The following is a 25,826-nucleotide window of genomic DNA, read 5'->3' on the forward strand; positions in this document are numbered from 1 at the left end:
TACGGCTGCCAGCTACCCAAAGCGCGTCGGCCAGAAGTCTTTCTAGTGGATTTTGAAATAAAAATGACAAATTTACGTCTGAAACAGACTTTCCAGACGGACAGATTCATCTGATAAAAAAGCATTATATGATTATTACGCCCAGAGTACGCGGCTTTATCTGCCTTACCGCCCATCCCAAAGGATGCGAACAGAACGTAGTAAACCAGATCAACTATGTGAAATCTAAGGGTGCGATTGACGGACCTAAAAAAGTGTTGGTCATTGGCGCCTCCACCGGTTTCGGGCTGGCTTCCAGAATCACCAGCGCCTTCGGGTCAAACGCCGCCACCATTGGCGTGTACTTCGAGAAACCGTCCGCTGAGGGCAAACCGGGTTCACCGGGCTGGTACAACACCGCCGCGTTTGAGAAACAAGCCCACGAGGCCGGCCTGTACGCCAAAAGCATCAACGGCGACGCTTTCTCTGACGAAATCAAGCAGAAAACGCTGGATCTGATCAAATCTGATCTGGGCCAAATTGACCTGGTGATCTACAGCCTGGCCTCCCCGCGCCGGGTGCACCCTAAAACGGGCGTCGTGCACAACTCCGTGCTGAAACCCATCGGGCAGACGTTCTCCAACAAAACCGTTGATTTCCATACCGGCAACGTGACGGAGGTGAGCATCACCCCGGCCTCTGACGAAGACATCGAAAATACCGTGGCCGTGATGGGCGGCGAAGACTGGGCCATGTGGATGGAAGCCTTGAAAGCCGCCGATTTGCTGGCACCCGGCGCTACCACCGTGGCGTACTCGTACATCGGGCCATCCCTCACCGAGGCCGTGTACCGCAAAGGCACCATCGGGCGGGCCAAAGACCACCTGGAGGCCACCGCCTTCACCATTTCAGATTCTTTGAAAGATCTGAACGGCAAAGCGTACGTGTCAGTGAACAAAGCCTTGGTGACGCAGGCCAGCTCGGCTATTCCAGTGATTCCGCTGTACATTTCGTTGCTCTACAAAGTGATGAAAGCCAAAGGCATCCACGAAGGCACCATTGAGCAGATCCAGCGCCTGTACCAGGAGCGCCTGTACACCGGTTCTGAGGTGCCGGTTGACGATAAAGGCAGAATACGCGTAGATGACTGGGAAATGCGCGACGATGTACAAGCCGAAGTAGCCGCCCTGTGGGAGCAAGCCTCCACCGAGAACCTCTCGGAGATCGGGGATCTGGCCGGCTACCGCACCGATTTCTTCAACCTGTTCGGCTTTGAAGTGGCGGGCGTAGAATACGATATTGATGTGAACGAGGTAGTGGAAGTGCCCGGCCTGGTGTAATTCCTGCCGAAGGATTTCTACTTTTCCCTTCCTTTTCAAAAAATACCCTTAAAACGGGTGGAGCATCGCGGTAACTCGGCGCTTCTCCCGTTTTAAGGGTATTTTTTTGATTTAAGGCTAAAAGTAGATGGAAAGGAAGCTAATTGACTGGATGAGATTACTAACCCACTCTCTCAATTCCTCAGCACTTGATCTGCACCCGCAGGGCTTTCAGGCCGCTGACGCCCTGGAGGTCTTCCACCTCTAGTTGTTCCACGTGCTCGGTTAAGATGTCTTTGTTCTGGAGGTATTCAATGTACTCCAGGTACTCGTTGGCATCACGGGCCTGGGAGTAGACGATCGCAATCTTGCCGGGCTGAGTGAGGCGCTCCTCAGTATCGCGCACCAGGGCTTTGTCGATGCGCTTTTTCACGATCTCGTAGCGGATGTTGTAGGCGCCGTCTACGTCGAACTTGCGCTCGTCTTGCCGGAACCGGATGGCCAGCGGCTGGCTGTGGATCAGGATGAGCTGGGTGGTTTCCAGAGGAACCTTCAACTGGGGCTTCAAGGCCTGTGTGCGGCGGGCCACCTCGCAGATGACCATCAACTGCCAGAGACGCAGGTTCCGGAGAAACATGAGGTCGAAGGGCTGATTTTCTACGAGTGACTGGCCCACGTAGATGTTGAATTCCACCCCATCGGTGACAAAGCGCTCAAAATAGTGCGGGAACATTTCCTGGGCGGTGAGTTCTTCCTGCTCCACGTACTCAGAGATGGTCTCGTTGATGAGCGTGAGGCTCTCCTCAAAGGCTTTCCGGCGTTTGTACAGAATGCCCAACGTGGGGTCCATGGCATCGCGGTAGTCCTGAATGTGCGGGACCAGGGCCGGGTGGGTCACCTCCAGGAACTGAAACATGGGCTCCACCTGGGTGCGCAACGTTTCAAAAATGGTGATGCCGTCCTGCACCAGCACGCCTTTCTTGAGCTGACGCAGGTGCTTGGAAACCGAGAACCGCAGTTCGTCCAGAATGGGCAGCGAGTGCACTTCCACGGCTTGCTTCAGAACACGCTCGGCCAGTTGCAGGTGCTCCACCAAATCGCCCAGAATGGCGGTGTTCCGCTCAGTACTGGAGCTGCGCACATCGGCCACGGCGTAGAGCGGGTAGACATCCTTGAAGATGATGGGCTCCATCTCGGGGCTGGAGGCGTTGGGCGAGGCGTTGATCCGGTCCAGCAGGTTCATGGCAGCCTCTCTAAAACGCCACTCCAACACGGGGTGAATGGCCGTGAATTTCTCCCGGATCACCGATTGTACCCGCGCCTCTATCTCCTCTGAATTGCGGTTCACGGCCACCGAGAAAAGGGGCAGGAACTGCTCTACCTTGGAGATGGAGAAATTGTCTAAGTCGCCGGGGTTGGGGGAGCCCAGTTCCAGAATACCAATGGGTTCATCGCCGTAGCGCAGCAGGGCCAGCACAATGTTCTTGATGCCCATGCTCAGCATCTCCTCGCGCACACCCTCGGGCAGCTCATCGGTGACTTCCACGTTTTTGATCACCAGCGGCACGCCTTCCTGCACCAGTTCGTCATAAATGGCTTTGAAACCGGCGTAGCTGGAACTGGTGATCTCGCTCTGCAGCAGAAAACTGTGGTTGATCTTGTTCCCGAAGTTGACGAACGCGCTCTTGTTTTTATGGAAAGCCGCCACACCCAACTGCAGGTGCGGCCGCCGGAAGAGAATCCGGATCTTTTCCTGCAGCTGCTCAAACCGGTCAGGGGCCAACATGACGTCGCGCTCCAGCAAATCGTTCTTGAGCGAAGACAGTACTTCCTGATCGGTGACGTCTAGGAGGTTCATGATGTAGAAACCGCTCACCTCAAAGTGGTGGGGCGGCAGCAGCTCCATCCAGATGTCCATGTCCCGGATGTTGTCCAGCATGGTCTGGATGTCGTCTTCGCTGAGCGGGGGCAGTGACTGCGTGAGGGTGATGTCCAGGAACTGGGTATTCAGCACCACGTTGTAGTGGCGGTACAGGCCCAGCTGATAATCTGGAACGGTATAGATCAGGAACTCCTCGTGCGGCACCTGCACCTGGTAGAATTTCTCCAGAATCATGAGGTACAGCATGCGCACCCGGTTGAAAAGCATGCGGTGCTCGTCTATGTTGAGCGGGCGTTTGAGGTGGTTGCTGTCATTGAGGATGATCTGCTTGAACGGCTGGGTGTAGTAGAAGCTGGCATCATAGACCGGCCCCACGGCCCCGCTGGCCTCCGATTCATGCGTGGCCGGCGGAAAGATGGCCGTCATGAGCAGGTCAATGAGGCACGTATGCTGTGGACCCAGCACGTTCAGGTCGGTGATGGGCTCTTGAATCTCAGGGATTTCCTGGAGCTGGCGGTTGATTTCCTGGGCGCACAGGGTGAAGCTGCTCTTGCAGTCATCCTGAAACTGCTGCCAGTAGGTAATAATGGGTTTCAGGCTCAGATAAGCCTTAAACGGAAAGGAGGAAGCACTAATCTGGAAATCGTTGGATTGCATACAGGCCTTTTAACGCAAAAACCACTGCCCAGATACACGAAATAATGAGCAAGCGGAACAGGATGTTCTTTCAAGTCGGAAAGCTACGCGAAAAGAGCATACGGGGCACTGTCTCATCACTGCTGCAGCTTATTTAAGTCCGAAGCCTGATTCCCGTTTTAAGCCCGTTTTCAGAAAAGAAGCCTAAAACCCATTGGGTGGCTTTCTCCCGGCCATTTCCCGTTTTAGGCCTGTTTTTCAGAAAACAGGCCCAAAGCAGGAACTACTGTTTTAGCCTGATCACTGCTCTCTCCAATGTTTATTCCTGGTACAGAATGAACATGGAAACCGGTGGCACCGTTACCTTTTCTTTTACTTTGCGGCCGGCCTGGGGCGTGATGGTTTCTCCTTCGGCGGCCACGGTCCATTCGCCGTTCACCCGGATTTCGGCGGAAGTTTCGCGGCCGTTGTAGTAAACCAGAATATTCTTCCAGGCATCGCCGTACGCGTGGTTCTTCAGCTGGTAGCCCACCAGGCCCGGAAAGGTGGTTTTGAACTCCAGGTGTTTGTTGACTAGCTCGGTGGTAGGCATCCGGAAGGCGGGATGGGCTTTGCGGAGTGCAATGAGGTTTTTGTAGTAGGTGAACACCTGCAGGTGGGCGACTTTCCAGTTCCAGTTGATCTGATTGACGGCATCTGGCAAGTTGTAGCTGTTGTGTTCGCCGTTTTTGGTGCGCAGCAGCTCTTCGCCGGCGTGCAGGAAAGCAGTTCCCTGCGAGGTCAGGACGATGGCGCTGGCGAGCAGGTGCATTTTCCGGAGCTGTTCTGGGCTGGCTTTGGGGTGGGAGACTTTCAGCTTGTCAAACAAGGTGAGGTTGTCATGGCAGGAGACGTAGGAGAGGGCCTGCCACGGCTCCCGCGCCCAGAACGCCTTGGAGTAGTTCACTTTCTGAAGATCTACCTGCGGATGCGGCACGCTGCCCACCACCCCAAACTTGATGGACTCCTCAGTGTCTTTGGCGCCGCTCACAAACCCGCGGGATTTTTCATCGAACACCGAGCCTTTCACGGCATCCCGGAGGTCATCAGAGAAGGCCGCGAAATGCGCGAGTTGGTGCGTGTTGGCCTTCAGGGCTTTGGCGTGGTCGGGGAGCGGGCTGCTGCCGGCGGTCCAGCCTTCGCCGTACAGAATGATGCTGGGGTTGATTTTCTTCAGCTCGGCGGAAAGTTGGTTCATGGTTTCCAAGTCATGGATGGCCATGAGATCGAAGCGGAAACCGTCCAGGTGGTATTCGCTCGCCCAGAACTTGCAGGACTCGATGATGAATTTCCGCATCATGGCCCGTTCGCTGGCGGTCTCGTTGCCACACGCCGAGGCATCTGAGTATTTCCCATCCGGGGTCTGGCGGTAGTAATAATCCGGGAACTCCAGGTTGAAGTTAGAACCCTTGGTGAGGCCGGTGTGATTGTACACCACGTCCAGGACCACGCCCAGGCCCTGGTCATGGAAGCCTTTCACCATCTGCTTGAACTCCTTGATCCGGACCTCGGCCCGGTAAGGATCTGAGGAATACGAGCCCTCGGGTACGTTGTAGTTCTGCGGATCGTAGCCCCAGTTGAACTGCGGTTTGTCTAAGGCCGTCTCGTCAATGGACCGGTGGTCAAAGGCGGGCAACAGGTGGATGTGGGTCACGCCCAAGTCCTTGATATGGTCTATGCCGGTGGCGAGCCCTTCCTTGGTCTTGGTGCCGGTTTCCACCAGCCCCAGAAACTTGCCGGGCTGCGTACTGCCCGAGGAAGGATGCGTGGTCAAATCCCGCACGTGCGCTTCCCACAAGACCACTTCATTCAGCGTCTTCACAGATGGGCCTTTGTCGTTTTCCCAGCCTTTGGGGTTGGTGGAGGCGAGATCCAGCACCATGGCCCGCTGGCCATTCGCCCCTACGGCGGTGGCGTAAATGCCGGGAGTTTCGTCTAACCAGTGTCCGCCCACCTTCACGTGAAACGTGTAGTACACGCCCTGCAAGTCTTTCTTGACCGAGAGGAGCCACAGGCCTTTTTCGCCTTTCTGCATCTCCAGTTTCTCGCGCGCCGCGCCGCCGTTTCCTTTGTCATACAGCTTCAGGACCACTTCCTCGGCCACTGGCGACCACAGTTTGAACGTGGTCATAGCAGGGGTATACTCCGTCCAGAGGTTGGCCTCTACGGGCGTGGGATACTGGTCAAACGGGTGGGACTGAGCCCAAAGGGTGCCGGAATTCATGAGGTACAAAACGGAAAAGAGGACTGAAACAAGCTTACGGCGTTTCATAACGATTGGTGAAAAACAAAGGCAGACGCCCCAAAGATAAACGACAGAATTGCCCATCTATTTGCCTTGTGATAGAAAGGAAACCGATGGCTGAATTCCACAAAGATCGCCTTTCCTGAAAGATTAGGCCCATACAAAGAAGAGTTTCTTGCTTGTTTTCAGAAAACAGGCTAAAAACGTGTTTGCTCACAGATGAAAGCCCTGATCGCATCACCCCGTCCACAGGACGCTACAGGCATTGCAGCGGCTCTATACCCTATGAGCAACCTGCGCTCTCTCGGGACTGGGCCGCATGCGTAGCCCAGTCCCGAGAGAGCGCACGCAAGAACGTCACCAGCAGCAGAGGCCTACGTCTACTATGAAACAGAAGGCTTTCACCAGGTGGTACTTTTTAGTGAAGAAAAGACTGTTTGAGCGTCAGCGAGTTTCTTTTCTTCATGATTCTTTTGGTTACTTTTCTCATCCAGGAGAAAAGTAACAGACGCGGGCAGACCGCGACTGCAGCAACAAGGCTTGGCAGGAAAGAGATGAATAGTGAAGACGGATAGCTAACCGGATCAGCAGGTGTAAACATCCCCCTTCGCCCCCTTCAAAGGGGGAATCTCTGCTTGAGGAAGGCAGTCATGGTCGTTGGTGAGAACACCAACAACGGCGGGCGGAGTAGCAATTTGTTAAGTAGGAAAGGCACGGAAGTAACTTCCGCGCCATAGAAGGCTCCATAGGTAATAGAGGGCTCCAGAAGGATAAGCAAAGGATAGGCACGAAAGTAAATCCGCGCCAGAGCGAGAAACCTAAGCTTCTTCAGTCTTAATGCGACTAGAGAGCAACGCCACACTCACACCCATGAGGGCGATGGTGGCAAACGAAAGCCGCAGGCTGCTAATGCCGGCCAGCATGCCAATTAACGGAGGACCTACCAGAAACCCGGCGAAGCCGATGGTGGAAACGGCAGCCAGTGCCATGCTGGGAGCCATGGTTTTGCTTTTACCGGCTACGCCGTACGCCAACGGCACTACCGCCGATACGCCAGCCCCAACCAGCAGGAACCCGAGGATGGCCGTGACCATGTGCGGGAAAACCACGGAGATCATCAGACCCACGGCGGTCAAGGTGCCGCTGAGCTGCAGCACGCGCTTCAGGCCCATTTTGGTGGTGAGCCAGTCGGCGATGAAGCGGGTGAAGGCCATGGTGCTCATGAAGGCGGTGTACCCGGCGGCAATCCAGGCTTTCTCGGCGCCCACTACTTTCTGGAAATACACGCCGCTCCAGTCAAACATGGCCCCTTCGCAGATCAGCGAACAGAACGCAATGAGCCCTAAGCCCATGAGCGACTTGTCTGGCATCACAAAGAGCGGCTGATTGGCTGCAAGAGGCGCGTCTTTGGGAAAGGTAAATTGGTAGGCGATTGCCGTGCCAGCCACCACCACCGCCATGATGATGAAAAAGTGCGGCAGCGGTTCCACATCGGCCCCAATCATGAGGGTGCCAATGGCCGCGCCAAAAAAACCGGCCAGACTCCACAGTCCGTGGAAAGAAGCCATAATTGATTTTTGGTACAGGCCTTCCACGCCCACGGCCTGGGTATTCACCGAGATGTTGGCCATGTTACTCGCAAACCCGAAGAGGAACAGCACCAAAACCAGGTGCAGCACACTTTGGCTTAACCCAATCAGCACCAGGGTGGAACTGTAGAGCAGCAGCGCAAAGGTCACCACTTTGCGGCTGCCTATCTTGGAGGTAAGCCAACCTGTGAAGGGCAGAGATAGCATGAGACCCACCGGCAGGGCGAAGAGCACCGCCCCCAGTTCGCTTTCTGAGAGGTGCAGCTTCTGCTGGATAGATGGTATGCGGGAACCCCAACTGGAAAAGCAGAGTCCTAACAGGAAGAACAGCGTGCTAACGGCAACTCGGTGGGCTTTTCTGGAGACGGGGAGGGAAGCGGAAAAAAGCATGTGCGAAAGGAATTCGGGCAAAAATACATCATTCTACGGGAAGGAACTATTCAGCGGCGATTTCTGTCATCGGCTTGAGTCTTTTGACCTGCCTAATGCCCGTGAAACAGATGCGTTTCTCCCGCGTAACAAAAGGCAAAGACTCCAAAAACCGTTTGCTATTCTAGCCCATCGTCAACAGTCATGCACCCGTCGCAACCAGAGGAAAAAACCACTACGCGTCTTGAAGAAATGATTACCCCCACCGGGAAAGTTTTCCTGCAAATTGACCTTCAGCCGCAGGGTCCCTGGATTCACAGTAACTGGATTGGCTACCCCACCCATGAGAACGTGGCCAAAGGCGCTTTTAAATACCTGGACTGGATGCGGGAGAAAGGCTGTACCGCCGTGTTGAACGACAACCGGCAGCTGGTAGGCCGCTGGGACCAGTCGTTGGATTGGCTGGAGCAAAACTGGATACCATATGCCGTCAAGACGGGCCTGAAATACTGGGCGCATCTAGACAACCTGAGCGCGTTATCCGCTAACTCCGCAGATCAGTTGCAGGAACGGGTAAAAGGGAAATTTGAGGTGAAGCTGTTTGATGACCAGACAGCCGCCGAGAGCTGGCTCAGAGATCGGCTGAAAGCCAGAAGATAAATTCCTCCCGAACGGTACGTTTCTGTTTTAGGGCCTTTTTCCAGAAAACAGCCCCAGAACATCCACCGGCAGTACTATACATACTATATAAAAGAACCGGCCTCTTTCCTGAGCAGATCAGGAAAGAGGCCGGTTCTTCCGTTTTTAGGGGCTTTTTACAAAAAGAGCCTGAAAACGTTATTTGGAGGCTTCGCCCTTTAGGATAGTGAGCATGTTCATTTCAATGGTAGGGTAGGCGCTCTCCACAATACGACCTACTTCTTTCCCGTCGCGGTACAGGATGAAGGTAGGTACGGCCGTGATGTTCGCGGATTTTTCCTCGCCGTTGGGGCTGGTCTTGTCTTCCCGCAGGTTCACCACGCTGAAGCGGGCATGCGGAAAATGGGCCTGGTCTATCACTTTGTAGAAACGCGGCAAATCGCGTTGGCTGTCCATGCACCAGCTGCCGGTATAGGCCCTGATGGAGACGTTTTCCAGCATCGGCTGCAGTTCCTCCATGATCTTGGCGTTAGGCGTGTACCGTTGGTAAGCGGGGTGGAACCACTTGCTGTAAGGCTCACTCTCATACGCCACACGGTCGCTGGGTCCGATGAGGATATTCTCCGTTCCGGCGGCGTTTTTTTCCTCCCGGTTCAGATGTTGGTCAAGGCCGGTTTGCCCGGCAGCGGAATAGCCAGATTGCTCTGCCGTGGTGGTTTTGCGGGCGCAAGCGAACGTGCCCAGAACCATGAACGCAAGAAACAAGAAACGGAAATGCATCTTCAAGGGATATTTAAAATAAGTTAAAACAGAGTCTTCACAGAGGATGAACGAGGAGAGCCGCGCAAAAGATACTTGCCCGCTCCAAACTTCTTCTCTTAGATGGTCTCCAGCGCGCGAGGGGCATCAAGGTCCACAAACTCACCTTCCCAGCGGGCAATCACGGCCGTGGCCAGGCAGTTCCCGATCACGTTTACGGAGGTACGGGCCATGTCCATGAGTTCGTCAATGCCCAGGATGATGAAGATCGGCTCTACCGGCAAATTGAAAGAAGCGGCCGTGCCCAGCAGAATCACCAGCGAGGCGCGCGGCACCCCGGCAATTCCTTTACTCGTCAACATCAGGGTAAACACCATCAGCAACTGCTGCTCCCAAGGCATCTCAATACCCGCGGCCTGCGCCACGAAGATAGAAGCCAGCGAGAGGTACAGCGTAGATCCGTCCAGGTTGAAACTGTAGCCCATGGGCATCACGAAGGCCACAATCTTGCGCGGCACGCCAATCGACTCCATGGCTTCCATGGCGCGCGGCAAAGCGGCTTCTGAACTGGTGGTGGCAAACGCAATGGAAACCGGCTCCGCAATTGCCTGCACAAACATTTTCACCGGAATCCTGAAGATCAAGGCCACGGGCAGCAATACCAGCATCAGGAAGGCGATCAGCGCCACGTACAGCGTAGCCAGCAACTTAAACAAATTGACCAGAATCCCGAAGCCCATGTGGCCCACGGTGTACGCAATGGCGGCGCCCACGGCAATAGGCGCGAAGAACATGATGATGTTGGTGAACTTGAACATGGTCTCGGCCAGGCTCTCGGTGACTTCCAGCAACGGCCGGCGCTTGCGCTCGTTCAGCATGGCCAGTGCAATCCCGAAGAGCACGCTGAACACCACAATCTGCAACACCTGGCCCTCGGCCACTGATTTAGCGATGTTTTCCGGGAAGATATGCAGAATGATGTCTTGCCAGGTTTGGGCCGGTGGGGCGGTAATCTCGTCGCTGGTCTGGCCTTTGAGCACAATACCGTCGCCGGCACGGCTGATGTTAATGGCGGCCAAGCCGATGAACAGCGCCACGGTGGTCACAATCTCAAAGTAGATAAGCGCTTTCATGCCCATCTTGCCCACCTGTTTCAGGTTGGAGTGCCCGGCAATGCCCACCACCAGCGTGGCGAAGATGAGCGGCGCGATGATGGTTTTCACCATCTTCAGGAAAACCTTGCTCAAAACGTTCAGGCTCTGCGCGAAATCAGGGAAACTGTAGCCAATTTCGGCGCCCACCACCATGCTCACCAGAATCCAGGTAGTCAGGGATTTTTTCTGTTTGGCAAACAGCAGCAGCACGGCAATGCCGGCCCAGCGTAAGCCGGTGAGTACAACTTCTGGAAGAGCAAGAAGGCCGTAGTTTTGGCTCAGCGTAAGCACAACGGCCACGGTGAGAATCACAAAAGCCAGAATGGCGAGCGTGGATTTTTTCATAAATGAGTCAAGCTGCCTTCCTTCAGGGAAAAGGAAGGCAGGGGTTTTGGTTTAGTCGGTTCACCGGCCCAGGAGGCCAGGTAAGGTATTGGAACCTACAAATATACTTTTTTCTTCCGGTTCCTAAAGAAGGCGGGCGTTCTGGGGCCGTTTTTGAAAGAAGAAGCCAAAACCACGATTTTTATTGGCCTTTGCGTCTTTTTTACTACACTTGGACTTCGCAACCGCTATTATTACTATGCTACTTTGGAATTTGGAGGCCCTGGACCTCACCCTGCGCTACACCTGGAAAATCTCCCGCAACGCTTCTGATGTCAAAACCAATATTTTCGTTTCCGTTGGGGATGAGCGATTTCAGGGGAGGGGAGAAGCCGCTCCCAACATCCGTTACGGCGAAACCCCCGAGGTGCTGCAACAGCAGTTTGAGACGTTGAAGTCCAACGGTTTAGTCCAGGTAGGTTCCCTGGAAGAACTGCAACACCTGCTGCAATTGCACCTGGTGTTGCCCGCGCTTCGGTTCGCGATAGAATCGGCTTACGTGCATTTCGTCTGCCGGAAAAACGGGCAGACCGTAACTGAATTTCTGGGCGTGACGCCCGTGGCCTCGGCACCTACCGCGTACTCCTACCCCATCATGGACCCGGGCAAAATTGCGGCGTTCACCAAGGAGCACGGCCTGCACCGCTTTGAGTACCTGAAAGTGAAAGTAAACCAGGAAAGCGGGTTGGACATGCTCTCTGAAGTGACCAAAGCCACGCAGCAGGGCCTGATCATAGATGCGAACGAAGCCTGGCAAGACCCAGATTCTCTGATGCGGTTCTTTGAGGGCCTGAAGAAATACCCCGTCCTGATGATTGAGCAGCCCATGCCGTCTGCCCTGCAGGAAGAATACCTGTACCTGAAAAAGCGCTCGCCCTACGATCTGTTCGCCGATGAATCGGTTACGGACCACGCCGATTGGGATTTGCTGCAGCAGCAGTTCCACGGAGTGAATATGAAATTGATGAAAGCCGGCGGGTACCTCAACGGCCTGGCCATACTCCAGAAAACCCGTTCGCTGGGCCTGAAAACCATGATCGGGTGCATGATGGAGACTTCCATGGGCATCTGGTCGGCGCTGCAACTGGCCCACGGGGTGGATTTGCTGGACCTGGACGGCATGCTGGTGGTGAAAGACGAGCCTTTCCACCTGGTGCGCGAAGAAGCCGGCCGGTTGTGCCCCGTGGAGCAGCCCTAAGTTTTGCTACTGGTTTTAAGCCTGATTTCCTGAAACAAGCCCTAAACTCAACGCTGGTCCGTTTTGCTCTCAGTCTCTTCCTTCGTTCCTTAGATTTTGACATAAAAAAGCCCTCTGCCAGTAAAGGTAGAGGGCTTTTTCCTTGGTGCCAGACGGCTGATTTTTACATGCGGTCCACCGCGGTTTTCAAAGTCTGGGCGTGTTGCAAGTGCATCCGAAGGATGGGCAACGTGGCGTCAATAAAGGTTTGCACCTCTGTATCCATGATTTCTCTGTCTGCGGTCTCGTATAAAGTGATGGCTTCCTGGTGCGCCTGTACTTGCACGGTCGCGAAGTCTTTGTCAAAGGTTAAGCCAGATTCTCCGGTTAAACGATCTATGATGGCCTTTTTAGGAGCTGGAGGAGTAGGAGACAGCGTGATATTTCTTTGGGCGGCCATGGTCGTGATTTTCTGGGAAGATGCGGTGTGATCTGTCTCCAACATGGCACCAAATGTTCTTACCTCAGCGGTAGAACCTTTCACTTTAGCCATTTGTCCTGTTTGGATCTCAAACATGTCACTTTGAGCGGCATTCTGGAAGAAAGTGGCTACCCGCGCCTTGTCCTGATCCATGGCGTCGTCGTCATCGTCGCTACAAGAAACCAGAACGGTACTGCTTACAAAAAGGGCCCAAAAGAGCATCCAGACGTTTGTTTTTTTCATAGTAAATTGAGCTGTAAAAATTGTTGAATGATGCTCTGTGTACGGCTGGAATTTAGAAAGGCTTTAAAAAATACTAGTAGAAAGATGAAATAGCGTATTACCCGCAATTTTAATATATAAATACTTCTATTTTTTAATTCAGAGTAGCGGCTTGTAAGCTAGACGCTTACAGAATCTAACTAAGATAAAAAGGTTAGTGCCTTAGGAATTTTCACCCCGAAAAAATGTGGTCGGCGGCCGCGCCTGACGGAAGATCGCCGAGTCACGTTCCGCCAGTCCTGCTCAGAATATGACCAGTGTCTACCATGCTGCACGCCCTCAACTAACGGTGATGGGTTAGTTCTTAGAACTAGGTTTCCTGTGCGGTGACCTGTTTTGGAGGTGTTTTTCAGAAAACAGGCCTAAAGCAGCAGATATACTCCGAGGTGTTGCTGCCGGGAGAGATGTTTCTTGTTGGTAATGAGTTATTTGTGGCGACAGAGCATTGATTATGTGTGATTCACTTCCTACATTAGAGAACAGGTTCTCGTCTGGAAAGTGCTACTGCTTTTCAGGCCAGCCGGTGATCCTGAAACCCGATGAAGTTCTAGCCTATGGAAGCACATGTAGCAATAGAAAGCAGGCCAACGGTGCTGGAGAGAGGCAGAATGGACATCTGCGTATCGTGTGGCGAGCCGATGGAGAAGAAATTCTGCCCTGCCTGCGGGGAAAAGAAGGTACATCGGCATGATTTCACCCTCAGTCATTTTCTGGAGGAACTGGTGGAAAGCTTTACCCACTTTGACGGAAAGTTCTTTAAGACCATCAAACTCCTGCTGCTAAAACCGGGCCTGCTGCCGGCGTATTTTTCGCAGGGCAAGCGGGTGGGCTACATGAAGCCTTTGCAGCTGTTCATTGTCTGCAACCTGTTCTTCTTTCTGCTGGTGGGAGATGCCGGAGGTTTCGCCCTCCAGCTAGACGGCTTCTATCGCTATGAGCCTTTTACCTCCTTTGGCACTCAACAGATCGTAGACCAAGTGGCCGGTTCTGAAGCCAGGCTGGACGCAGTGGCCGCTGTCTTCAATGAAAAGATTGTGGCGCAGTCAAAAGCGTTCATTGTCTTCTTTGTGCCGGTGTTTGCCCTGGCTTGCCTGGTAGCTTTCTCCAGGAGCCGGAAGTTTCTGGTTGAGCACCTGGTGTTCTCGGTGTACCTGTTCGCTTTTATCCTGCTGTGCAGCATTGCCTCCCGCTATCTGCTGGAGTGGCCTATTGCCTTCTTCTTTAAGACTATTTCCCGCAGTGCGTTTGATCAGGTGGTCACCCTGGTGAGTACCGTCTTAATTGCCGGATACTTTGCGGTAGCGGCCAAAAGATTCTATCAGGTAACCTGGCGCAGGGCTATTTCTGGGGCGCTGCTGGCTACGGTGCTGTTTCTGGTGAGCATCTATGCCTACCGGCTCCTGCTTTTCTTTAAAATCATCTACTCCATTGACGTCTAAGCCGCCCCAAGACAGGCAGTCCTATATTACTGCTTTCTCTTCTTTTCTTCCGCGGCGAGTTGCTGTTCCAGTTTGGCTAGGTCGGTGTCCAGTTTCTTGAGCTCGGGTGCGCTGGGCTTGTTCTGGACGGTTTTCTGCAGGAGCTCGGTTTTGCGCTGCAGGACGCGCTGTTTCTCCTCCAGAAGCCTGAGTCGGTCTTTGATTTGCTGCGCCTGCAAGAGTTGGTTCCCGATCCCTGTAGTGTCGCCGGTGAGGGTGGTGCTTCTGTGGGTGATTACCGTGGAGCGGTGCAGCGTGCCTTTCAGGTCTACGTAGTCGCCCTCGTTCAGCTGAACGGCCTCGCCGCCGGCAATGGTCAGGGAACCGCTGGGTTGCAGCGTAGCGCCGTTGGTGAAGGTTCTGGCCTGCGTGAGCGGACTGAAATCCGTGCCTTTGATTTCCATCATCTTCCCGTTGCGCATGATGATGCCCTGGCGTAATGGTGTGACGCTGGTAGTAGTGGTGCGGCCACTCTCCGCTTTCCCGATGGAAGCATTCTGGGCCTGCACGAGAACCGGGGCGCAAAGCATGCCCAACAGCAGACCGCCGGCTAAGATGAAACGATGTAGCATAGGTTGATTAAGGTTGTCTGTATTTATACGGTGGTTTTGCAAAAACAAGCTAAAAACGGCTTGAGTGATTAGGTCAGGCGTTAGCGGATTTTCGGCGCTCTTTCAGGTACTGGATGAACCCGGGCAGAATAGACAGCAGAATGATAACCGGAATGGCGTAATGCAGGTAATCTTTCAGCTGCGGGAACTGCTGCCCCAGGTAATAACTGGCCAGCACCAGCGAGCAGATCCAGAGGGCGGTGCCCATGAAACTTAGCAGCACAAACCGGCCCAGGGCCATTCCCGTCACGCCCGCCAACAAAGGGTTGAAGGTGCGGACCACCGGCACAAACTTGCCCACCACAATAGCTGATTTGCCTTTCTCGCGGTAAAACTTCTCGGCCCGCTCCAGGTGCTTCCGCTTGAAATACCAGGTGTCCTGTTTGTGGTAGAGTCTTTTGCCCATGCGTCTGCCTATGGTAAAGCCCAGCAGATCGCCCGCCACGCCGGCGGCCGTCATGCTGGCCAGCAGCACGCCTAAGGGCACCGTCAGGACATCGGCGCCCGCCAATAAACCGGTGGCCAGCAGCAACGAGTCTCCGCCGGGAATCACCAGGCCAATGAGCAGCCCCGTTTCCACAAACACCACCACCAGAATAAGCGTCAGGCCACCGTACCGGATCATGTTCTCGGGACTGGAGAATAGCTCTGACCAAGCCACCAGAAAAAGGTCTGTCATTTCAGTTCAAGCATAGATTCAGGGGAAATACGCACGGGGCATGCCAGATGTTGGTTGTATCTTTGCGGGCATCCGCAGAAATAGAAGAGCTAAGTTGCTGATTTTGCGGGTGCAACATATATTTGAGGATCGCCTGAAAACTGGAGGTTAACAATGAAAATTGAAGAAGAAATAAAGCAGAGTGTTTTTAAGGACGTTTACCAAAAGTCCTACATCAACGTGGTGTACACCGCTAATTGGTTGGAACAAAGGCAGTCTGCGGTGTTTAAGGCATATGGAATCACGCTGCCGCAGTACAACGTGCTGCGCATTCTGCGCGGGCAGTTTCCCAAGCCGGCCACGGTGAACCTGCTCATTGACCGCATGCTGGACAAAACCTCCAATGCCTCGCGCATTGTAGACAAACTGGAAGCCAAAGCACTGGTGACGCGGGAGCAATGCCCCTCTGACCGGCGCACCGTGGACATTCTCATCACCCAGAAAGGCTTGGATTTGCTGCAGCAGATGGATGAACTCGGGAACCAGGGCTTCAGCGGGCTCCACAACCTGACCCAATACGAGGCCGAGCAACTAAATACGCTCCTGGATAAGATAAGAAGCTGAAGTTTTTCTATCTTTCTCCTTTCTGTAACCCTTTTGTACTAAAACACTTACTTCCTGATTCCATGAAAAAAATGTTATTCTCTGTTCTGGTAGCCACTGCGGTAGGCGTTTCTGCCTTCAAAATGGTGGCACCAACTGCTCCCTTGAAAGCAGTGCCGGCCCGTTACGCGGCGGCGGCTCCTCAGCCGTTCAAAGTAGTTCCGGCGGAAAGCAAGATCACCTGGATTGGCCGTAAGGTGACCGGGGAGCACAACGGCAACATCGGGTTGGCCAGCGGCACCATCCTGTTTGACAAAGGCGCGTTGCGGGGCGGCACTTTCCTCCTGGACATGACCTCCATCACCTGCAATGACCTGCAAGGCGGCTCCAACAAGAAACTGGTAGACCACCTCAAGTCCGATGACTTTTTCTCCGTGGAGAAGAACCCGACTGCCGTATTCGCCATCACTAACCTCACGCCCAAGCAAAACGCCAAGTCTGGGGCCGCCAACTATACCATCACCGGTGACCTCACCATCAAAGGCATTACCAACCAGATCTCGTTCCCGGCCATGGTGAACGTGAAGAAAGGCGTAGCCACCGCCAAAGCCACGCTCAAGTTTGACCGCACCAAGTGGGACATCAAGTACCGGTCCGGCAATTTCTTCGAGAACATTGGTGACAAAGCCATCATGGATGACGTGGAACTCAACATTGACCTGGTAGCCAAGCCTGAGGCTGTCGCTAAGAAATAACGAACAGTATCTTTTTGAAGTGGTCATTGCTTTCTCGTAAAGCACTGACCACTTTTTTTATGGTGCCGGGCACAGGCCAGAAATGTGCGATATCTGTAGAAGCAATCCCATCAATACCTTTGCCCGAGTTGCGCGGTGAGGCTAGTTCTGGTTTTGGGCCTGTTTTTAGAAAACGAGCCCAAAACCGAGACAGGATTTACATTTGCATTAAGTGACAACGTGCTGATACCTGCTTTGGCTTATGCCGTCGTTTTGAGCCCGTTTTTGTGAAAAAGCGCCTGAAACAGAGACTAACCCTGTGCCTAATATAAGCGGACGCTGGCGCCAGGCTTGGGTGAGTGACGAAACAGCAAACATTGACTTGATTAACCCTTTCATGCTTCCTAAGAAGAAAGAACATCCCGAAGAGAAATCAGGCTTGCACCCCCGCAACAAGCATAGGAAGCGTTATGACTTCCAGCAGCTGATCAAAAGTAGTCCGGAGCTGCGGCCGTACGTGCGGGTGAATGAGTTTCGGGATGAATCTATTGATTTCTTCAACCCCGAGGCCGTGAAAGCGCTCAACAAGGCGTTGCTGAAGCAGTATTACGGCATCGGGTACTGGGACATCCCTAAAAATTACCTGTGTCCGCCTATTCCGGGCCGGGCCGATTACCTTCACTATGTAGCCGATTTGCTGGGGAGCATGCAACCAGACGGGCAAAAAAACAAAGTACCCAGAGGTCCTCAGATCAAGGTTCTGGACGTTGGTGTGGGGGCGAACTGCGTGTATCCCATCATCGGGAACCGGGAATACGGCTGGTCTTTTATTGGCGCAGACATTGATCCGGTGTCCATTGCCTCTGCCCAGAAGATTGTTGACAAGAATCTCTCGCTGCAGGGCCAGATTGAATGCCGATGGCAGCCCAACCCGAAACATATTTTTCAGGGCATCCTCAAGCAAGACGAACGCATCGATCTTTCCATCTGCAATCCGCCTTTTCATGCCTCTTCGGCCGAAGCCCAGTCCGGCTCCGTCCGGAAACTGAGAAATCTCAAGCAAAAAAGCATCGCCAAACCCGTCCTGAACTTTGGCGGCCAGAGCAATGAACTGTGGTGCGAGGGCGGCGAAAGCCGGTTCATTGGCAATATGATCCAGGAGAGCAAGCAGTTTGCGGGATCGTGTCTGTGGTTCTCTACCCTGGTTTCCAAGAGTGCCCATCTCAAGGAGGCCTACAAAGCCCTGCAAGCGGTTGGGGCCGTAGAGGTGAAAACCATTCCCATGAGCCAGGGAAACAAAACCAGCCGCATGGTGGCCTGGACCTTTCTAACCCCGGAGCAGCAGAAAAGCTGGGTGCAGACCCGGTGGAAAGAATCGTCCTGAACGGCTGGCAAAAAGGAAAGCACTGCTGGCTCCCTCCATCAGCCCGAAGGAAGGGAACAGGTAAACCGATTCCTGCTAAAAACGAAAAACCCGGAAGCTTGGCGTTTTGGCCATGCTTTCGGGTTTTTACCTTTAAAACGGTTCTCTACAAAGAGGTGGTTTTCACCCGTGACCGGTTGTAATCGGGTTCCCAGTCATTGATGGGCAGGCAAATGCCTGGTGGAAGGTCCAGATCGGGGAGGCCATCATTGATGGGCTCGCCTCCCTCGTCATCACTGTCATCTTGCGGCGGTACGCTAATTCTTTTACGTGGGGCCAGCGCCAAAAAGGCAATCAAGGCAAACATGGCCAAAGAGTATACGATCATCATAAAATCCGATGAATTAAAAGTCTCACATCACATCCACTGCCGGGCTGGCGTCTCTTGTTGTTCAACGTAGGGCGGCCTTGCTATGTTGACCGCTGAGGCAAAAAAAATCACATAAGTTCTTCTGGCTTTATTGGTTTTCCGGAAGGCGGGTGTAGCTTTGCCTCAGTTTAGGGGTGCCTTAATATAACGGGCTGAGATCATACCCATTGAACCTGATCCGGGTAATGCCGGCGAAGGGAAAAACAAGGGAACAAAACAAGAGTGGGAGCACCGGCCCCTGGTGGCTCCTGGTTGTTTTATCTATTTTTCAATTTCACATGAAAAAAGCGTTAGCCCTCTTACTGGGCTGCCTGCTGCCGTGGTTTGCCATGGCACAGAATTCCATGTCTGGCCGTGTCCTAGACGCCGCCACCCAATCACCGCTTATCGGAAGTACCGTTACGCTTACCGCGGGCAACCGCGCCACCCTCACCGATGCCGCCGGCCGTTTCTCGTTCTCCAATCTGCCGGCCGGCGAGTACACCGTGCAGGTGAGTTACCTGGGCTACGCCGCCGCTAGCCAAACCGTGAATGTGCCTGTTTCGCAACCGCTGGAGATTTCCCTGACCCGTACCAGTGTGGCCACTAAGGAAGTGCTGGTCACCGCCACTCGCGCCAATGAGAAAACCGGCACCACGTTCACCAACGTGGGCAAAGAAGAACTGGAAAGCCGCAATTTTGGCCAGGATTTGCCTTATCTGCTGGAAAACACGCCCTCTTTAGTAACCAACTCAGACGCCGGGGCCGGAGTAGGCTACACCAGCATGCGCATCAGAGGCTCAGACATCACCCGCATCAACGTCACCGTGAACGGGATTCCGGTGAATGATGCCGAGAGCCACGGCGTTTTCTTCGTGAACATGCCAGATTTTGCCTCCTCGTTGCAGGATGTGCAGATTCAGCGCGGCGTGGGGACTTCCTCCAACGGGCCGGGAGCCTTCGGCGCCAGCCTGAACCTGCAGACCCAGGATGCCAGCCCGGAAGCCTATGCCCGCACCGATAACTCCTTCGGCTCTTACAACACCTGGAAAAACAACGTGCAGTTTGGGACCGGTCTGTTGGGCGGCAAGTTTGCCGTAGACGGACGCCTTTCCCGCATTACCTCAGACGGATACATAGACCGCGCCAGCTCCAACCTGAAATCCTTTTACCTGTCTGGTGGCTACTACGGCACCAAGAATTTCCTGAAAGCGGTGGTCTTTGGGGGACATGAGAAAACCTACCAGGCCTGGAACGGGGTAGACGAAGAGACCCTGAAAACGAATCGGCGCTACAACTCCGCCGGAACCGAGATGGGCGATGACACACCCTACGGAAATGAAGTGGACGATTACCAGCAGTACCACTACCAATTGCACTACGGCCACGAGTTCAACTCGCTGTTGTCTCTGAATGCCGCGCTGCATTACACCCGCGGTTTCGGGTTCTATGAGAACTACAAGGGCGGGGAAAGCCTGGAAGACTACAACATCCCGCCGCTGACGGTAGGCGGCACCACCGTGGACGAAACAGATCTGGTGCGGCAGAAATGGCTGGACAATCACTTCTACGGCACTACGTTCGCGTTGCAGTACCGGGGCGCGGGCAAGCTTTCGGCGGTACTGGGCGGAGGGTGGAACCGGTACACCGGCGCGCACTTTGGGGAGGTGATCTGGGCGCAATACGCGGCCACTATTCGGCCCGGCCACCGTTACTATGACGGCGATGCCCGTAAAACCGATTTCAACGTGTACGGCAAAGCCACCTGGCAAGCCACGGAGAAGTTGAGCTTCTTCGGGGATGTGCAGTACCGCACCGTGGACTACAGACTTGACGGCACCGACGATGACCACCGCGACGTGACCACCCGCGCCGACTATGGGTTCTTCAACCCGAAGGCCGGGGTAACGCTGGCGCTCTCAGAGGTGCATCAGTTGTACGGATCAGTGGCAGTAGGGCACCGTGAGCCCACCCGCTCTGACTTCACCGACCGCCCGTTGAACGACCAGGCCAAAGCCGAGCGCATGGTAGATTATGAAGCCGGTTACCGGTTAAATCAGCCTTTGGGTGAACTGAACGGCCTGCCGCTGCGCCTCACCGCCGATCTCACGTACTTCTACATGGACTACAAAGACCAACTGGTGCTCACCGGCCAGGTTAATGACGTAGGCACCGCCCTGAGAACGAATATCCCCGATAGCTATAGAACCGGGGTGGAACTATCCGCTGGCATTGGCCTGGGGCAATTGGCCCGTTTCACCACCAACCTGTCTTTGAGCCGGAACCGCATCGAGAACTTCGGGGAGACGCTTTACCGCTTTGACGATGACTACAATCCGGTGGAAGAACTGCGCACTACCTATCAGGAGACCACCATCTCTTACTCGCCCAGCGTGGTCACATCTAACCAGCTAGAAGTACAGCCGGTGAATGGCCTTCGGTTCCAGTTCCAGTACAAGACCGTGAGTGAGCAGTTCCTGGACAACACGGCCAGCCAGGAGCGCCGCATCAAACCTTATGAAGTAGGCGATGTTAGAGTGTTCTACCGCTTCAGACCCGTGAACTGGATGAAGGAGGTGGAACTGGGCTTGCTGGTGAACAACGTGTTCAATGAGGTGTACGAGGCCAACGGCTTCACCTTCTCTGAGTACTACGTAGGCGATAACACCCGCTACCACTACAACTATTACTTCCCGCAGGCGCCCCGCAATTACATGGCCCAGATCAGCCTGCGTTTTTAGGCTCTTTTCAGAAAATCGGCCGCTAAACAGAAGCCAACAGTTGTACGCTGTTGGCTTCTGTTTTTTTGGAATTAGCCCAGGTAGTGATTTTTTCATGCGTATGAGATGCCCCATCTCTGTCCTCTCTAAGCAGGTAAGGCTGTTGAGTTCTAAAACTATAGCTGGTTCAAGTTTCTAACTTGGACCTATCATGAGCTGAAGTTTGAAACTTCAGTGAGCCGTGAGGCTCAAAATAGGCAGCAATGATATGCTTTTCCAAAGGAATCAAACCATTGGAATAGAACGTAACGGCCTTGCCTCCTAGGTGGGATAGGCTTTGGGCCCCAAATAGAATATGCTGATTACTGGCACGTTTTGAGGCAGTTTTCAGGAAAACAGGGGAAAAACAGGCGGCGCAAACGATGTCGTGAAAGGTTTTGCTAACAAGTGTTGGCGGGGGGCGGGTTTCTTGCTAAGTTTGGAAACAGACATTGATGGTAACCTTAGAACCTATGGCCACAGACAACTCCGGTGCCCCAGATTATTTCAACATTGATGACCTGCTCACCGATGAGCACAAGCTCATCCGGCAGACCATGCGCGATTTTGTGCGCCGCGAAATCTCCCCCAACATTGAGAAGTGGGCGCAGGACGCGCATTTTCCCTCTGAGATCGTTCCCAAATTCGGCGATGTAGGCGCCTTCGGGCCCACTATTCCCACCGAGTACGGCGGCGGCGGGCTGGATTACATCAGTTACGGCATCATCATGCAGGAAATTGAGCGCGGCGATAGCGGCATGCGGTCCACGGCCTCGGTGCAGGGTTCTCTGGTCATGTATCCCATTTACGCCTACGGTTCTGAGGAGCAGCGCAAAAAATACCTGCCCAAACTGGCCAGCGGCGAATGGCTGGGCTGCTTTGGCTTAACCGAGCCTGATTTTGGCTCGAACCCCGGCGGCATGGTCACCAACATCAAAGACATGGGCGACCATTATCTACTCAACGGCGCCAAACTCTGGATTTCCAACTCGCCGGAGTGTCAGGTAGCTGTGGTCTGGGCCAAGAACGAGCAAGGCCGTATCAAAGGTCTTATTGTGGAGCGCGGCATGGAAGGCTTCTCCACGCCTGAGATTCACAACAAATGGAGCCTGCGCGCATCCTGCACCGGTGAGCTGGTGTTTGACAACGTAAAAGTGCCCAAAGAAAACCTGCTGCCTAACGTAGACGGCCTCAAAGGCCCCTTGGGTTGCCTGGACTCGGCCCGGTACGGCATCGCCTGGGGAGCCATCGGCGCAGCCATTGACTGCTATGAGAGCGCCCTGAATTATGCCAAGCAACGCATCCAGTTTGATAAACCCATTGCCGGTTTTCAGCTCATCCAGAAGAAATTAGCCGAAATGGTCACCGAGATCACCAAAGCACAACTGATGGTGTGGCGGTTGGGCGTACTCAAGAACGAAGGCAAAGCCACCACGCAGCAGATTTCCATGGCCAAGCGCAACAGCGTGGACATGGCGCTGCACGTGGCCCGTGAGGCGCGCCAGATCCACGGCGGCATGGGCATCACCGGCGAGTACCCTATCATGCGCCACATGATGAACCTGGAAAGCGTGATCACCTATGAAGGTACCCATGACATCCACCTGCTCATCACCGGGGCAGATATTACCGGTATTCAGGCGTTTAAATAGAGATCAGTTACGATCAGATGGAAGAAAGCCAAGCCCCCGTTTCCTCCGCCTTTGAAGAATTACAGGAGACAAAAGGAAGAAGACGTGATTTATTGCCCTGGTGGATCAAGACCTTTACCTGGCTTTTCCTGTTGATGGCGGCGGTAGTGCCCATAGGAGTGGTTATGGGCTTGATGGGCCTCAATTTTTCTATTTCCTTATATGGATTTGAGACCACAGACCCCATTTCGGCCACAGGAATTGTCCTCACGGTGCTGATTTTATTTAAAGGAGTAACCGCTTATGGCTTATGGACCGAAAAAGATTGGGCGGTTAGGCTAGGGATTGTTGACGCGATCATCGGCCTTGTAGCTTGTGCGGTGGCTATGTTTGTGCTTCCGCTGGTAGATAGATCCGAAGGATTCGTGCTTAACTTCAGACTGGAGCCTATCCTTTTGATTCTGTATCTGTTGAAGCTGCAAAGAATAAAGCCCACCTGGGAGGCTATGGAAAAGGAACCCAGCCTGATGTGATCAGGCTCACCTTGTCTGCTCAAAGGCAGTAGTCACTAACAGAAAAGCAGTTGCGGCAACGTGGCTGCTTTTCTTGTTTTTGGTCTGTTTTCAGAAAAATAGGCCGAAAACAGACATTTCAATTGCAACTTCTGCTTTTTAGTAGGCTAAGTATATGAATTTTCTATGTTAAAGGGAATAGATTGTTTTATATATTTTATCATAAATAATTGTATATCAAATGATAAAATGTAGTTTTGAGCCCAATTAATTAAATTATATAATATGAAATCAAAAATTTTTACCAAACTGTTCTTTGTGTTTTTAATGGTTTCCGGCACCGTGCTGTTCTCTGCTTGTTCAGATGATGATGATGCCACACCGTTAACCTCAACTAATTCTGCCACTGCTACCATTGGTACCACCGCTTTTACTTCTGTAAAGATGAATGCATCTACAGAGTCTTTTATGGGTGTTACTGTGATAAATCTTGATTATATCAACCAAGCAGGCGATACCATAAAATTAGGGATCTATGATCTGACACCTGTGGGAGAGCCTGCAAAATATGATATGAGTCAAAATGGTGGGAACGGTATTGAAATTCAAGCGGATTTCTTGATTAATTATGTAAAAGCAGATGGTACAGAATATATGCCAAGTGATGGCGGTTTAGCAAACCCTTCCAATGGTGACAAAGGAACCTTGACTATTACCGCACACGACAAATCGGCTAAAGTAATTAAAGGTACCTTCAGCGGCGGGTTAACTTATTATGATTTTGATACTGATGCCCGTGAAAGAGTTACTATCACCAATGGTAATTTTGAAGCCAAATATTAACATATAATTTCCCTTCTAGGGAAAGCAATGTATTTCATAAGCCTCTGCTAAAAAGCAGAGGCTTATTTTTTTAGGACTGTAGCGTTTCGTTAAGACTTGCTAATGATATTGGAGTGGAAGTGGTTGATGTTAAAAATAATAGCAAAAACTTAGACATTCCTGCTCGTGTTGGGAGCATTTTTAGCCTCCTATGTGTTATCTTTACATCTAAATCTTTGCTTCATCCGCTAAGAGATTGTACACATGAGAGAAGACTATTTAAGCGGTTCAGCCGATCACCTTTCGCCCGCCGAGAAGGAGTATGACAAGGCCCTCCGGCCGTTGGACTTCAGCGACTTCACCGGTCAGGAGAAGGTGGTGGAGAACCTGAAAGTGTTTGTGGGGGCGGCCATCATGCGGGGCGAGGCCTTGGACCACGTGCTGCTGCACGGACCTCCCGGCCTGGGTAAAACCACGCTGTCCCATATCATCGCCAACTCCCTGGGCTCCAACATCAAGATCACGTCTGGTCCGGTACTGGACAAACCCAGCGATTTAGCGGGTTTGTTGACCAACCTGGAGCGGAACGATGTCTTGTTCATTGACGAGATTCACCGCCTGAACCCCATTGTGGAGGAGTACCTGTACTCGGCCATGGAGGACTACAAGATCGATATCATGCTGGACTCGGGCCCCAACGCCCGCTCCGTGCAGATTTCCCTGAACCCGTTCACGCTCATTGGGGCCACCACGCGTTCTGGTCTGCTGACTTCGCCGCTGCGCGCGCGTTTCGGGATCAACTCGCGCCTGGAGTACTATGATTCCAAGCTGTTGACCTCCATTGTGCAGCGTTCCGCCGAGATTCTGGGCTCGCCCATCTACGAGGATGCCGCTTTTGAGATTGCGCGCCGGAGCCGGGGTACGCCGCGGATTGCCAACAACCTGCTGCGCCGCACCCGCGACTTCGCCCAGATCAAAGGCGACGGCACCATCACGGTAGAAATCGCGCAGTTTGCCCTAAATGCCCTGGACGTAGACCACAACGGCCTAGACGAGATGGACAAACGCATCCTGAGCACCATCATTGACAAGTTCAAAGGAGGACCTGTGGGGCTGTCTACCATTGCCACGGCCTGCGGAGACGAGGCCGAGACCATTGAAGAAGTGTACGAACCCTTCCTCATCCAGGAAGGCTACATCAAACGCACCAGCCGGGGCCGCGAAGCCACCGAAGCCGCCTACCGTCACCTGGGCAAGATTCCGCCTAACCACGTGCGTAGCGGCACCTTGTTTGATAATGCAGAGTAAGGGG

Annotated in this window: 21 protein-coding genes and 1 riboswitch; of the genes, 12 read left to right on the plus strand and 9 right to left on the minus strand. The window is 53.4% G+C overall.

Going from position 1 to position 25,826, the window contains the following annotated elements:
• Positions 1-128 precede the first annotated feature (128 nt).
• The gene (gene fabV / locus H7U12_RS01745) at positions 129-1,319 is read left to right on the plus strand and encodes an enoyl-ACP reductase FabV (protein ID WP_186631934.1); all 1,191 of its coding nucleotides are present in this window, start codon (positions 129-131) and stop codon (positions 1,317-1,319) included.
• Positions 1,320-1,500: 181 nt separating this feature from the next.
• On the opposite strand, the gene H7U12_RS01750 is transcribed toward fabV, so the two are convergent.
• From H7U12_RS01750 to H7U12_RS01760, 3 genes are all read right to left on the minus strand, one after another.
• A complete protein-coding gene (locus H7U12_RS01750; RefSeq protein ID WP_186631937.1) occupies positions 1,501-3,837 on the minus strand; it encodes a GAF domain-containing protein in 2,337 nt (778 codons plus the stop codon).
• Between the two features lie 298 nt (positions 3,838-4,135).
• A complete protein-coding gene (pulA, locus tag H7U12_RS01755) occupies positions 4,136-6,079 on the minus strand; it encodes a type I pullulanase (RefSeq protein ID WP_186631940.1) in 1,944 nt (647 codons plus the stop codon).
• 839 nt (positions 6,080-6,918) lie between these two features.
• Entirely contained in the window at positions 6,919-8,079 is a 1,161-nt protein-coding gene (locus H7U12_RS01760) for an MFS transporter (protein WP_186631943.1), read from the minus strand.
• 231 nt (positions 8,080-8,310) lie between these two features.
• Here H7U12_RS01760 and H7U12_RS01765 point away from each other — a divergent pair, with 231 nt between their 5' ends.
• Positions 8,311-8,718 (plus strand): STAS/SEC14 domain-containing protein, encoded by a 408-nt coding sequence (locus tag H7U12_RS01765; RefSeq protein WP_186631946.1) that lies wholly within the window; start codon positions 8,311-8,313, stop codon positions 8,716-8,718.
• A gap of 177 nt (positions 8,719-8,895) precedes the next feature.
• On the opposite strand, the gene H7U12_RS01770 is transcribed toward H7U12_RS01765, so the two are convergent.
• Positions 8,896-9,477 (minus strand): thioredoxin family protein, encoded by a 582-nt coding sequence (locus H7U12_RS01770; protein ID WP_186631949.1) that lies wholly within the window; start codon positions 9,475-9,477, stop codon positions 8,896-8,898.
• 98 nt (positions 9,478-9,575) lie between these two features.
• Positions 9,576-10,955, minus strand: coding sequence for a dicarboxylate/amino acid:cation symporter (locus H7U12_RS01775; protein ID WP_186631952.1), 1,380 nt, complete (start codon positions 10,953-10,955; stop codon positions 9,576-9,578).
• A gap of 238 nt (positions 10,956-11,193) precedes the next feature.
• On the opposite strand from H7U12_RS01775, the gene H7U12_RS01780 reads away from it, so the two are divergent.
• The gene (locus tag H7U12_RS01780; protein ID WP_186631955.1) at positions 11,194-12,192 is read left to right on the plus strand and encodes an enolase C-terminal domain-like protein; all 999 of its coding nucleotides are present in this window, start codon (positions 11,194-11,196) and stop codon (positions 12,190-12,192) included.
• Positions 12,193-12,355: 163 nt separating this feature from the next.
• Here the strand turns inward: H7U12_RS01780 and H7U12_RS01785 are convergent, their stop codons facing one another.
• Positions 12,356-12,895: a DUF4142 domain-containing protein gene (locus H7U12_RS01785; protein WP_186631958.1), complete on the minus strand. Its 540-nt coding sequence runs from the start codon at positions 12,893-12,895 to the stop codon at positions 12,356-12,358.
• 593 nt (positions 12,896-13,488) lie between these two features.
• On the opposite strand from H7U12_RS01785, the gene H7U12_RS01790 reads away from it, so the two are divergent.
• Positions 13,489-14,373, plus strand: a complete 885-nt coding sequence (locus H7U12_RS01790) for a DUF3667 domain-containing protein (protein ID WP_186631961.1) — start codon at positions 13,489-13,491, stop codon at positions 14,371-14,373.
• A gap of 26 nt (positions 14,374-14,399) precedes the next feature.
• Here the strand turns inward: H7U12_RS01790 and H7U12_RS01795 are convergent, their stop codons facing one another.
• Complete coding sequence (locus H7U12_RS01795) at positions 14,400-14,984, minus strand: DUF6799 domain-containing protein (RefSeq protein WP_186631964.1); 585 nt, start codon at positions 14,982-14,984, stop codon at positions 14,400-14,402.
• Positions 14,985-15,057: 73 nt separating this feature from the next.
• Complete coding sequence (locus tag H7U12_RS01800) at positions 15,058-15,702, minus strand: DedA family protein (protein WP_186631967.1); 645 nt, start codon at positions 15,700-15,702, stop codon at positions 15,058-15,060.
• Positions 15,703-15,855: 153 nt separating this feature from the next.
• Between H7U12_RS01800 and H7U12_RS01805 the strand changes: the two genes are divergently transcribed.
• The 3 genes from H7U12_RS01805 to rlmF all read left to right on the plus strand — a co-directional run bounded on the left by H7U12_RS01805 (position 15,856) and on the right by rlmF (position 18,402).
• Positions 15,856-16,305, plus strand: coding sequence for a MarR family winged helix-turn-helix transcriptional regulator (locus H7U12_RS01805; RefSeq protein ID WP_186631969.1), 450 nt, complete (start codon positions 15,856-15,858; stop codon positions 16,303-16,305).
• Positions 16,306-16,367: 62 nt separating this feature from the next.
• Positions 16,368-17,039 (plus strand): YceI family protein, encoded by a 672-nt coding sequence (locus H7U12_RS01810; RefSeq protein ID WP_206683850.1) that lies wholly within the window; start codon positions 16,368-16,370, stop codon positions 17,037-17,039.
• 298 nt (positions 17,040-17,337) lie between these two features.
• Entirely contained in the window at positions 17,338-18,402 is a 1,065-nt protein-coding gene (gene rlmF / locus H7U12_RS01815; protein ID WP_317170738.1) for a 23S rRNA (adenine(1618)-N(6))-methyltransferase RlmF, read from the plus strand.
• Between the two features lie 145 nt (positions 18,403-18,547).
• Here the strand turns inward: rlmF and H7U12_RS01820 are convergent, their stop codons facing one another.
• Positions 18,548-18,772 carry a hypothetical protein gene (locus tag H7U12_RS01820; RefSeq protein WP_186631972.1) on the minus strand — a complete coding sequence of 75 codons (225 nt, stop codon included), beginning with the start codon at positions 18,770-18,772 and terminating at the stop codon, positions 18,548-18,550.
• Between the two features lie 159 nt (positions 18,773-18,931).
• A riboswitch (TPP riboswitch) is annotated at positions 18,932-19,029 on the plus strand.
• Between the two features lie 60 nt (positions 19,030-19,089).
• On the opposite strand from H7U12_RS01820, the gene H7U12_RS01825 reads away from it, so the two are divergent.
• The 5 genes from H7U12_RS01825 (at position 19,090) to ruvB (ending at position 25,822) form a co-directional block, all read left to right on the plus strand.
• Positions 19,090-21,531 carry a TonB-dependent receptor gene (locus H7U12_RS01825; RefSeq protein WP_186631975.1) on the plus strand — a complete coding sequence of 814 codons (2,442 nt, stop codon included), beginning with the start codon at positions 19,090-19,092 and terminating at the stop codon, positions 21,529-21,531.
• A gap of 491 nt (positions 21,532-22,022) precedes the next feature.
• Entirely contained in the window at positions 22,023-23,201 is a 1,179-nt protein-coding gene (locus tag H7U12_RS01830; protein ID WP_186631978.1) for an acyl-CoA dehydrogenase family protein, read from the plus strand.
• Positions 23,202-23,218: 17 nt separating this feature from the next.
• Complete coding sequence (locus H7U12_RS01835) at positions 23,219-23,713, plus strand: hypothetical protein (RefSeq protein WP_186631981.1); 495 nt, start codon at positions 23,219-23,221, stop codon at positions 23,711-23,713.
• A gap of 264 nt (positions 23,714-23,977) precedes the next feature.
• Positions 23,978-24,535: a hypothetical protein gene (locus H7U12_RS01840; RefSeq protein ID WP_186631984.1), complete on the plus strand. Its 558-nt coding sequence runs from the start codon at positions 23,978-23,980 to the stop codon at positions 24,533-24,535.
• A gap of 243 nt (positions 24,536-24,778) precedes the next feature.
• Entirely contained in the window at positions 24,779-25,822 is a 1,044-nt protein-coding gene (ruvB, locus tag H7U12_RS01845) for a Holliday junction branch migration DNA helicase RuvB (protein WP_186631987.1), read from the plus strand.
• Positions 25,823-25,826 lie beyond the last annotated feature (4 nt).

The sequence above is a fragment of the Rufibacter sediminis genome, from assembly GCF_014269285.1.
Classification (GTDB): domain Bacteria; phylum Bacteroidota; class Bacteroidia; order Cytophagales; family Hymenobacteraceae; genus Nibribacter; species Nibribacter sediminis.